Below are 10,815 nucleotides of genomic sequence, written 5' to 3'. Positions count from 1 at the left end.
GCGATAGCGTCCTGCGCGAAGACGAAGCCGCGGTACATGTAGTTGCTGCTGTCAAACAGAATGAAGACGCTGGCCCCGGCAGTTTGAGGGCCGCCGGTTGCGGATGGAAGAGCCGGGTCACCGGGCGCGGGAATGGATTGTGGCGCCGTTGTGGGCATTGGAATGCCTGTATCGTCGGCCGCGCGCGTGAGGGTGGTGACACCTTCTTCAAAGCCGGCGAGCCTTTCGGGGATCTTATCCTCGGTAACGACGAAATCATCCGGTTTCAGACCGCCGATGTAATTGCCCTTGCCATCTGTAACGGCGACACTCAACTGTACGAGTACGACGTTGACGCGAATACGCGAGTTATCCTCCTGCGCACGCAGGCCGCCTTGCAATAGCACTAACAGACCCAATGACGTTCCAGTCAACAAATTTCTAAACATACTCAGTGTCCCGTAATTTCCAAGATTTCATTGCGCGCTGCTTGCAACGGCCTGCGCTGCTTTTTGTGCTGCAATACTATGGCGGAAGTCTTCTCCTGTTTCTCGCATGGCGCGGTCCAGTGCTGCCCAGTCCTCAATGTGCGATGCGAAGATCTTTGCCGTCATGCGCCGTGTCAGTTCCGGCACAAGGCGATGAAGCATGACCGGTTGATAGCCGAGCTCATCGGCAAGGCGGGCCCAATAGAAGTTGTTGGAGTCCCAGCTTTCGCCGAAGAGGCGGCTCGAGAAGCCTCCGAAGAAAGGAAATGGTTTGATCGCCAGGAGATCGCGGCCATAGCTGGAGTCCATGACCGGGTGCGGTACACCAAAGTCGCGCGCAATGCGGTCAGGCCGTGACTCTTCCGGATGTTCTTTACTCAACGCTTCGAGTTCCTGATCGGCAGGGCTCCATGCCTGCTCCTGCGGGAAGCGCGTGCGGTACAGCGAGGCGAGATAGAAGGCATCGGCAGGAGCTATCTTTGGCGGGCTGGCGGTCTTGCTGTTCCATGCGTCGTCCACCGTCATTATTTGACCAACGGTCAGGCGATCTTCCAGAATGCTGCGAACATGGGAACGGACTTCCGGGTTCTTGCGGGCGAGATCGATGAGGTCTTCTCCGGCTCGCTGATAGAGAGCGGCGGCATGCATCTCCGGGGCGGTGATCTCCCACCAGCGTGGCATGCTTGCGGAGACGAGAAGCTCGGGAACCAGCTCGCGCCAGATAAGCGCCTGTACATTTTCCGGAACGATAAAGTCCTGCTCCGACTTTGCTAAAGCAAAGGGAAGATCAGCCAACGAGCCGGCGAGATAGGCGCCCCCACTGGCGGGTGAACCGGTGCCGAAGAGTTCTGCGATCATCCAGGCACGTTCGGGGCTGGAAACGGTTGTGCCAGTGAAGTCATGGGCACGTACAAAGACGGGATTGTGGTGCAGCATCTGCGCGCCCGGCGGCTCGTAGTAGGCGTAGTTCAGGCCCACCAGGGTGTCGCGGAGGAAGGCCGCCAGGGTGCCGCGGGCATTCTCAAGCTGCTGCTTGTTTGGTTGCGACTTCAGCAGCTTCGTCATGTCGGTGCGCGCCTGGAGCTGCGCATGGCGAATCGAGTATCCGCGGGGAGCCCATTCGATGCGCTCCATTGTGGTGAGAATGGCGCGCGGCATCTCAAACTCGCGCAGTTCCTCGGCCATCGGCAGCAGCTTGTCCGCGGTGGTTGTGCCTTGTGAAAGAGCAGAGAGACCGTCACTTAAGGTGAAGAGCGTGTCGAGCGAGACCAGCCGCTGATCGACCATGACGGAACGGATACGGCCGGCCATTTCCTGCTGCATGGCGCGGCCTTCGCGGCTGCTCTGGTTTGGCCCTCCAAGCAGACTGATCCATTCGTCCTGAGTGCAGTTCGGCTTACCGGCGGCCGCCATGGCAAGCTGGCCGAGCGATTCGCGGGCGTGGTCGAAGAGCTCGGTATCATTCTGTACTTTGTTGAAGGGCTCCAGCATGTGCTGCCAGGAGGCGTTCAGCATTGCGGGCTGGATCTCACCCTGCCGGGCCAGTACCTGCCATATGCCGACTATGGCCTGGAAAGAACCGAGAGCATTGCCCCGAAGCGTCTCATTGGAGATGCCGCCTACAGTTTGAGCTGTATTGATGAACTGCTGAATCGAGTCATTGTCGAGTTCTGGGAATTCCGCAAAGAGTGGGAACCAGTTGGCATACTGCGAGAAGTGCGATGCCATCAGGCGGACCGTCTGCGGGTCGAGCGGTTTGGCATTGCCACGGGCGCGGTCGATGGCGTTGGTCTGGAGGAAGACCTGCAGCGGTCCGCTCTCCATATCAGTTCGGGAGATGCCAACCATCCCTTGCAGCACCTGCTCCGGACGATTCCAACCTTTTGCGTGCTTGGCCCATTCGCTTGTGGCATGGTTGCGCGGAGCATCGGCGAGGATGTGCTTCCATGTATCGATATCTCCCGGGATATGAGGTGTGCCATCGGGAGCCCAGTTTGCGCGTGAGAAGAGGACGAGGATATCGGGAGCGCGGCGGAAGACACCACGAGTCGCAGGCGGATCCGAATCGGACGGATGGAAAGCTTCGTACAGCTGCTTCATGCGCGTCGGCTCGGTAAGGTGAACCTGTTCCTCACGGCTGGCGCGAGACAGGGAATCGAAGTAAGCCGCGGTCCAGCCACGGTCTTTCGCAAGCAGATGAAGGATGAAGTCTCCGGGCGACTGCGGGCTTGCTCCCACAATATCTTTCCAGGCATTGTCGCTGGTTGGGCCGCCAGGGACAACAACGCGGTTATCGCGGACGGTGAGCTCGCCGCCATAGAAATCGAGGACCGCGCTGACCGGCGCCAGGCGGCGAAGACCAGGCTGGCGCAGCAGTACGTTGCGCGTTTCAGGATCAAGCTTACTCATCGCCCAGTAAAGACGTGCTACTGACGGATCGTCGACGATGGCGTCAATCAGGCTGCTGATGCCGCGGCGACGGCTGGTGCTGATGCTGAACCAGTCGCCCTCGTGCAACAGGCCCGGCACCTGCGAGTAGGTGTAAGGCATGGTGAAGGTCTGACCGGTTTGCAGTGCTTCTTCAAGCTGGGGGAGGGGAAAACCGGAATCGATGGTCAGAAAGGCGCGGTCGGGATCGGCGGTCGTAAGCAGCGTGGTCTTTCCGCAGCCGTTGCGGATGCGGTAACCCAGGATCTGCAGGAGCGGGACGGCGTCCGTGCAGCTTGTGACTTTGAGAGTTCCCGCGGGGCCGGCGAGCGCTTGCAGCTCCCGTGCCTGGGCGACGTAACGGTCCAGCAGCATCAGATATTCGGATGGTCGGCCGCCGGAGTAACCACGGATGAAAACGCTACGCGCGAAGAGCGGAAGAACATCTTCCGGGGCGGCTTTCTGGCTGACACCCGCCATGCGCAAGAACGAGCGCAACGGCCCTGGAATCAGTACAGTGCTATTTTGAGCGAACGCGATCGGTCCAAGCCCGATTATGAGACGACTCATAAAAACATTTTTTCTGCCCACGTTTCGGCACCCATCAAAATTTCGGTTGACAGTCATTTGCATTCTCCCTATATATTTTTGCCCGCGTAATAAAGCCGTCAAAGACGGAACTCTAAAAACAGGTTGCCTTGTAACGCAGGGAAGTCCTCTTCCACACAGGGTGACCACAGGAAGTCATTGAAACAGGGGGCGTATATGAAGCGAAGGCTTCTGATGTTTTTCCTCATACTTATTTCGTCAATAGGAATTTCCGCAGCACAGGCGGTGGACAGCCAGCAGATTTCGGGCACTGTCACCGATCCTTCCGGCGCGGCGGTTCCTCAGGCGGATGTCACGGTAATCAACGAGGCCACCGGCGTCAGCCGAGCGGTCAAATCGAACGATGACGGTAACTACGTCGTTCTTAACCYTCCCGTAGGCATCTACACGGTCACTACGACCATTGCGGGATTCAAGAAGTCGGTCCTGACCGGCGTTCACGTGGACGTGGGCAGCAAACCGTCCGTACCGGTCGAGCTTGCTCTTGGCCAGGCCACCGAGTCCATCGAGGTAAAGTCGAGCGATGTGCTGATCCAGACAACGACGGCGGAGATCGGCGGCGTGATTTCGAGCACGGAAGCGACGCAGATCCAGTTGAATGGCAGAAATTACATTCAGCTTCTCACCTTGCAGCCGGGTGTATCGCAGACGATCGCCGGAGGCTTCGCGCTCTTCGGTACCTATGGTGTTAGCGGCAGCTCGCAGTCGGTGAATGGTATCCGTACCGATTCGGCGAACTACTTCATTGACGGCGTCGATAATAAGGACAATGGCGGCGGCGGTAACAACTTCGTCAACATCTCTCCGGACTCCTTGCAGCAGTTCCGTAACGTTGCATCTGCCTACGATGCCAGCTACGGTGGAACCTCCGGTGCGACGGTATCGGTAGCGATTAAGAGCGGTGGCCGCAACTTCCATGGCAGCGTGTATGAGTATCTGCGCAATGACGCTGTTCAGGCCTATCCCTTCCGGGCGATCAGCTCCTACAGCGTGGCTCCGGTTAAAGCGCCGCTCCGTTATAACGACTTCGGCTATACCATCGGGGGTCCGATCTGGATTCCTGGTGTCTTCAACAAGAACCGGGAGAAGCTCTTCTTCTTTGCCGCACAGGAATACAAGCGCCTTCGCACCTCGACGGTGCAGAATGTGACGGTTCCCACTCCGGCGGCCATCGCAGCTGCTATCTCAGCGGGAGGATCCACTGCGACCGGTCGTGCTCTTGCTGCAACGGTGCTGCAGGACCCAAGCGGCAACTTCCGTTACCTCAGCCTGGGAAACAATAACCAGTCCGAATACCTGGTCAAGGTCGACTACAACATGAACGAGAAGAACCAGATCAGCGGGCACTTCGTTCACGACAATACGCTCAACGTGGGTAATCCGACGAACTTCGTGATCTACGATCGCACCATCCCCGGACTGGAGACAATTTGATAACTATCAACGTATCTATGCGTTGAAGGATGACTTCTCGCGCGTGCTGGGGAACCACTCTCTCAAGATTGGTGGGTACTTCTGGCGCGCGCGTAAGAACCAGACGGCTCCGCCGGCTTTGAACGGGCAGTTCACCTTCAGTTCCTTAAATGCTCTCGTTCAAGGCAACTTCGCCAACTATACCGAAGGCAGCAACATTCCCCAGATCCAGGCTCGTTTCCCGCAGTTTGAAACCTATGTGCAGGATGACTGGAGAACGACTCGCCGGTTGACCCTGAATATTGGCCTCCGCTGGCAGCTCATGCCGCCTATCTCAAGCTGGCCCAACAACACCGCATTCTTCGACCCGACACTATTCGATCAATCGAAGGCGGCGACCATCAGCCAGACAAATGGAAGTATTACCTCCAACCCTTCGCCCTACAACGGTCTTGTACTGCCCGGCAACGGCTTCTCCGAGAAGGCGAAGCAGGTGGTAGCGCCATCCGTATACAACAACCCGGCGGTGCAGGCGTTGTTCCGAAACAAGCCCGGCGGTATTGTCGAAACGAAGTACAACACCTTCGCTCCACGCGTTGGGTTCGCTTATGACTTGACGGGAAAACAGACTACCGTGGTCCACGGCGGCTACGGCATGTCCTATGAGCGTGTCGAAGGTAACTATATTTACGGTGCGTCGTCGCAGTTGCCGTTTACCGCAGTTGCTTCACTTGCCAGCGCCGGCAACGTGGACGGCCTCGGTAGCATCGGTACACAGTCCACGCCAACCAATATCGGCAACTCGGCGGCAATGAACCTGGAGCCCCCGCGGATTCACAGCTACAGCTTTGGTGTACAGCACAAGCTGTTCAACAACACGTCCGTTGAGCTGAACTATGTAGGCTCTCGTTCAGCGAACCTGACCTACCGCAAAAACCTGAACCAGGCCGCTGCCGGCACGGAGCAGGCAAATCCGTTGGCTGCTGCTCAGCGTAACGCATGGCGCCCGTATCGCGGCTACGGCGAAATCTACCAGTACACCAATGGAGCCCATGCGAACTACAACTCGCTGCAGTTCCGCATGCAGACCCATTTCAATCACGGTGGCCTGGCGACGATTTCCTATACCTGGTCCAAGGCTCTGACCGAAGGTTCTACCTTCGACTACCAACCGCAGGATAGCAACAACCTGCACGCTGACTACGGTCCGGCTAACTACAATCAGCCTAAGATCTTCGTAGCCAGCTACGTCTATCCCATCCCCTTCTGGCAGCATGAGCAGGACTGGTACAAGAAGGTGATTGGAGGTTGGCAGCTTTCGGGTATTACCCGTATTGCGAACGGCCTGCCGATCAATGTGGTTCAGCCCTCCGGCCAATCAGTCGCAGGCAATCTCGTGACAACTTCCTCTGTTGCCCAGCGCCCGAACCTGGTTGGCGATCCCTATGCTCATAACGGCAAGCAGTATCTGAACCCTGCTGCGTTCGCTGTTCCGGCTGCGGGAACCTACGGCAACCTGGGGTACGACGCCATCAAGGGGCCGCTGTTCAATAACTGGGACGTCGCGCTGCAGAAGAACATTCCAATTCACGAAGACATTGGAGTGGAGTTCCGCGCCGAGATGTTCAATGCTCCGAACCACCTGTCGCTCTTCACGATCAGCAATACGCTCGGATCTGCCCAGTCAAACGGAACCTACCAGACGAACTTCAGCTCAACCGGTACGTTCCAGAACGCTTTCGGTCAGGCGACGGCTACCACCGATCCCCGCACGATGGAGTTCGTTCTCCGCGTTCATTTCTAACCTCCAACGGGCCCCGGTTTTATGCCGGGGCCCGCATTTTCCCGACACCACCCCGCTTGACACACGATTTTCGCGCCTCTTATATTCGAGGCGGAAAATAAATCCATTCCCATTACGGCTGCGCCTCTCCTCCAATGGAGTTTGCGCGGCGCAAGAAGCGAAGGTTCGATGAGGCTCCGTTCCCGAAACATCCTGCTGGCCGCTGCGGTGGCGGCGCCAGTGATGCTGTTTACCTTAAGCCGGATGACAGCTCAGGCCCCACAGACTCCTGGTCAAAGACCCACTCCTGCTCAGAGACCCAGTTGGACGGTGGGGTCACAAGGTCCCCTGCCGGAGCACGCCAAGTTCACGCCGCTGCAGGCGGAGAACGGTGGAGCGCTCTTTATCCAGAACTGCGCCTTCTGCCATGGCAAGGATGCCGCCGGCGGCGAGACCGGGCCTGACCTGACACGCTCGAAGCTGGTGACCGGCGATAAAAACGGCGAGGCGATCGGCGCGGTGATCCGCAACGGCCGGTTGGAGAAGGGCATGCCACGCTTCAGCCTGTCGGATACCGAAATTCTGAATCTTGTAGCGTTTATTCACACCCAGCAGGATTCCTCACTATCGCAGTCCGGTAATCGCCGTGGCGTGGACGAGAGCGATCTGCACACCGGCAATGCCGAGGCGGGCAAGAAATATTTCGAGGGGCCGGGAGGCTGCACTCAGTGCCACTCGGCAACGGGCGACCTGGCCGGGATTGCCTCAAAGTTCAGCGGTCTCAGGCTCGAGATGCAGATGCTGTATCCCCGTGATGCAAAGACGAAGGCCACGGTGAAGACCAAGTCCGGCCAGACCTTTGCCGGCACTGTCGAATACGAAGACGAGTTCACTCTTGGCATCCGGGATAGCTCCGGGATCTATCGTTCGTGGCCGATGACCGCGATCACTGCAAAGCTCGATAAGCCGGTTGAGGCTCACGTTACCGCCATGAGCAAGTACACCGATGACGACATTCACAATGTTCTCGCGTATATCCAAACCCTTAAGTAAGGAAAGAGAGCGCACGTTGAAGCTGGTCCCGATGAATTGGAAGAAGAGTGCACGGGTGCTGACGCTGGCTGCTGCCGCGACTGCCACTACGGGTTTGAATGCGCAGAGCGTGGATAGTGCGATGCTGAAGAATCCTCCACGCGATAGCTGGCTGGGATATCACGGCGACTACTCCGGCCGCCGCCACAGCGCGCTGACGGAGATCAATACGCGCAACGTCAGCGGGCTGTCGCTGGGATGGGCCTTTCAGACACAACAGAACGGCGTTCTGAAGGCGACGCCGATCCTGGCGGACGGCATTCTGTACTTCACCCTGCCGGATCACGTGTGGGCCATCGACGCCCGCTCCGGTCACCAGTTATGGCACTATGCCGCACCGGCAACTAAGGCGTTCCACATCGGTCAGCGTGGGGTGAGCATTCTGAAGGACAAGCTCTACTACATGACTTCGGACGCGCATCTGCAGGCGCTGGATGCCAAGACCGGCAATGTGCTGTGGGATGTGGAGGTCGCCGACTCGAAGAAGGGGCAATGGGCAACGATGTCTCCCCTGATTGTCGGCAATCACGTCCTGGTGGGAGCTTCGGGTGATTTCGATAACCTGCAGGGCTTCCTGCGAGCGGTCGATCCAGATACCGGAAAGACGCAGTGGACGTTTTACTCGACACCGACAGTGGACACCCCACGAGTTGCCTATAGCGGCAATATGTGGATGACCGGTACGTACGATCCAGAGCTGAACCTGATCTACTTCGGTACGGGCAATCCCTCGCCAGTGCTGAATGGTAAGGTGCGGCCGGGGGACAACCTTTATACCTGCACCATCCTGGCGCTTGATCCCGAGACCGGCAAGCTGGTGTGGCACTTCCAGCCTTCGCCGCACGATACTCACGATTGGGATGCCGTAGAGATCCCAGTACTGGCTGACGGCGTCTTTGAAGGCAAGCCGCGCAAGATGCTGATGCAGGCTTCGCGTAATGGCTACTTCTTCGTAGTCGATCGGACGAATGGCAAGAATCTGCTGACCACGAACTTCGGCCCGGTGAACTGGGCGAAGGGTGTAGATAAGGATGGCCGGCCGATTCCGAATCCCGACAAGGAGCCCGCGCCGGATGGCCGCCTGATCGCCCCGGATGAGGGTGGCATGACGAACTACCGCTCGCCAAGCTTTGATCCGAAGACCGGCTTGTTTATCGTGAGTGCTTCACCGAGCTACAGCCTCTACTTCAATAAGCCCGCCGACGGCGCATACGGCTGGGCAGGCGCGGACTACGGCCTGTGGAGCAAGGGTGTCCTGGACGCGATCGACTACAAAACCGGCAAGATCCGGTGGTCGCATGAGCTTGGCCAGCGTGCAGGCTCCGGTGTTCTGACCACAGAAGGTGGGCTGACCTTTACGGGCGACTCAACCGGGAACTTCCTGGCGCTAGATACGGCGACGGGAAAGACGCTGTGGCACGCGGGAGCGGGAGGGCAGATTGCATCGTCGCCTATCAGTTACGAACTGGACGGGCATCAGTACATCCTGACCAGTGGCGGCAATGTGATGTTTGCCTGGCGCCTGCCTGAGGCTGCGGCGGCACCTGCGGCGAAGCGGACTCCAACTGCAGCAACAACGAAGTAGGAAGAGGCAGATCATGAAGCATTGGTTTCTTGCACTCGCAGTTGGCTTTGGCTCGCTGACACCGGCGGCGATGGCCGCATCGAAGATTCACGTTCTTATCCTCGACGGAGAGAGTGCGGCTCCGTATCACAACTGGGCGGCGGAGACGCCGGTCCTGAAGCAGGAGCTGGAAGAGACAGGCCTCTTCGATGTAGAGGTGTTGACGATTCAGAAGGACGGCGACTTCTCTCAGTTCCATCCCGCGTGGTCGAAGTACCAGGCGGTGGTGCTGAATTATGACGCTCCGGATGAGCGCTGGTCGAGCGATGTGAAGTCCTCTTTCGAGCAGTACATGAAGAACGGCGGCGGACTGGTAACAATCCATGCTGCCGACAATGCCTTTCCCGACTGGGTCGCCTTCAATGAGATGACAGGCATCGGCGGATGGCGTGGGCGTACTGAGAAGGCTGGTCCACACTGGGTTTATAAGGATGGCAAGCTGGTTGCCGATGATAAGCCGGGCCGGGCCGGTGTTCACGGTTTGCGGCTCCCATTCCAACTTACGGTGCGCGATGCCAACCACCCCATTACCAAGGGACTGCCGAAGCAGTGGATGCATCAGGGCGATGAGATGTATGCCAACATGCGCGGTCCCGGCAAGATGACCGTGTTGGCCACGGCCTACTCTGACCCAGAGAACCACGGTACCGGTTTTGACGAGCCGATGCTGATGGTCTCGCAGTTCGGTAAGGGACGCATCTTCCACTCGACACTGGGGCACGATGTGATGGCTATCAGCTCTGAGGATTATGTAGTGACCTTTCAGCGCGGAGTGGAGTGGGTGGCGACCGGCAAGGTCACGCAGCCTGTGCCTTCCTCTTTCCCAACGGCAAATTCAGTGAGCTTTCGTACGGATCTGGCCGCGAAGGATCCGCATTACAGCAAAGGTTTGAACCCGATGGATGGCCCGCCACCGATGCGTCCTGGCACACAACCCACACCACAGAAGTAAGATGGTCGGGAGAGAACATCGCGAATCATGAAGACGATCAAGGGACCTGGAATTTTTCTTGCGCAGTTTGYCGGCGATGAACCGCCATTCAACTCACTGAACGAGATCTGCAAATGGGCCGCCGAAATCGGCTTCAAGGGTGTGCAGATCCCTACCTGGGACGGCCGCCTGTTCGACCTGAAGCGCGCCGCCGAGAGCACAGCCTATTGCGATGAGGTGCGCGGAGTTGCGGCATCGCATGGTCTGGCAATTACGGAGCTCTCAACGCATCTGCAGGGACAGCTCGTTGCGGTGCATCCGGCGTACGATGCGCTGTTCGACAGCTTTGCTCCGGCCGCAGTGCATGGCAAGCCTGCCGCGCGTACGGAGTGGGCGATCGAGCAGCTTCGCTTCGCAGCGAAGGCTTCGCGGAACCTGGGACTCGATCGTCATGCCACGTTCTCAGGAG

General features: G+C 58.3%; 6 protein-coding genes and 2 pseudogenes. 6 read left to right on the top strand and 2 right to left on the bottom strand.

Features of this window, described 5'->3' with window-relative positions:
* Both AB4043_RS11715 and AB4043_RS11710 read right to left on the bottom strand, forming a co-directional pair.
* Positions 1 to 398 (bottom strand): annotated as a pseudogene (locus AB4043_RS11715) (VWA domain-containing protein); the annotation flags it as partial.
* A gap of 57 nt (positions 399 to 455) precedes the next feature.
* Positions 456 to 3,464 carry a hypothetical protein gene (locus tag AB4043_RS11710; protein WP_442307112.1) on the bottom strand — a complete coding sequence of 1,003 codons (3,009 nt, stop codon included), beginning with the start codon at positions 3,462 to 3,464 and terminating at the stop codon, positions 456 to 458.
* Between the two features lie 213 nt (positions 3,465 to 3,677).
* On the opposite strand from AB4043_RS11710, the gene AB4043_RS11705 reads away from it, so the two are divergent.
* The 6 genes and pseudogenes from AB4043_RS11705 to AB4043_RS11680 all read left to right on the top strand — a co-directional run.
* Positions 3,678 to 4,937, top strand: coding sequence for a carboxypeptidase regulatory-like domain-containing protein (locus AB4043_RS11705; RefSeq protein ID WP_442307111.1), 1,260 nt, complete (start codon positions 3,678 to 3,680; stop codon positions 4,935 to 4,937).
* Positions 4,938 to 4,959: 22 nt separating this feature from the next.
* Positions 4,960 to 6,720, top strand: coding sequence for a hypothetical protein (locus AB4043_RS11700; RefSeq protein WP_442307110.1), 1,761 nt, complete (start codon positions 4,960 to 4,962; stop codon positions 6,718 to 6,720).
* Between the two features lie 168 nt (positions 6,721 to 6,888).
* Positions 6,889 to 7,752: a c-type cytochrome gene (locus AB4043_RS11695; protein ID WP_442300924.1), complete on the top strand. Its 864-nt coding sequence runs from the start codon at positions 6,889 to 6,891 to the stop codon at positions 7,750 to 7,752.
* A 31-nt stretch (positions 7,753 to 7,783) separates the two neighbouring features.
* Positions 7,784 to 9,376 carry an acido-empty-quinoprotein group A gene (locus AB4043_RS11690; RefSeq protein WP_442300925.1) on the top strand — a complete coding sequence of 531 codons (1,593 nt, stop codon included), beginning with the start codon at positions 7,784 to 7,786 and terminating at the stop codon, positions 9,374 to 9,376.
* A 13-nt stretch (positions 9,377 to 9,389) separates the two neighbouring features.
* Complete coding sequence (locus tag AB4043_RS11685; RefSeq protein ID WP_442300926.1) at positions 9,390 to 10,367, top strand: ThuA domain-containing protein; 978 nt, start codon at positions 9,390 to 9,392, stop codon at positions 10,365 to 10,367.
* A gap of 27 nt (positions 10,368 to 10,394) precedes the next feature.
* Positions 10,395 to 10,815: pseudogene (locus AB4043_RS11680) on the top strand (sugar phosphate isomerase/epimerase); the annotation flags it as partial.

It is taken from the genome of Terriglobus sp. YAF25 (assembly GCF_052113305.1).
Taxonomy (GTDB): Bacteria; Acidobacteriota; Terriglobia; order Terriglobales; family Acidobacteriaceae; genus Terriglobus.
This window is presented reverse-complemented; position numbering and strand designations above follow the sequence as displayed.

What these genes read in the sequence shown, in the direction of transcription:
- AB4043_RS11710 (WP_442307112.1), bottom strand. Translation starts at nt 3,464, where the DNA reads ATGAGTCGTCTCATAATCGGGCTTGGACCGATCGCGTTCGCTCAAAAT.
- AB4043_RS11695 (WP_442300924.1), top strand. Translation starts at nt 6,889, where the DNA reads ATGAGGCTCCGTTCCCGAAACATCCTGCTGGCCGCTGCGGTGGCGGCG.
- AB4043_RS11690 (WP_442300925.1), top strand. Translation starts at nt 7,784, where the DNA reads ATGAATTGGAAGAAGAGTGCACGGGTGCTGACGCTGGCTGCTGCCGCG.
- AB4043_RS11685 (WP_442300926.1), top strand. Translation starts at nt 9,390, where the DNA reads ATGAAGCATTGGTTTCTTGCACTCGCAGTTGGCTTTGGCTCGCTGACA.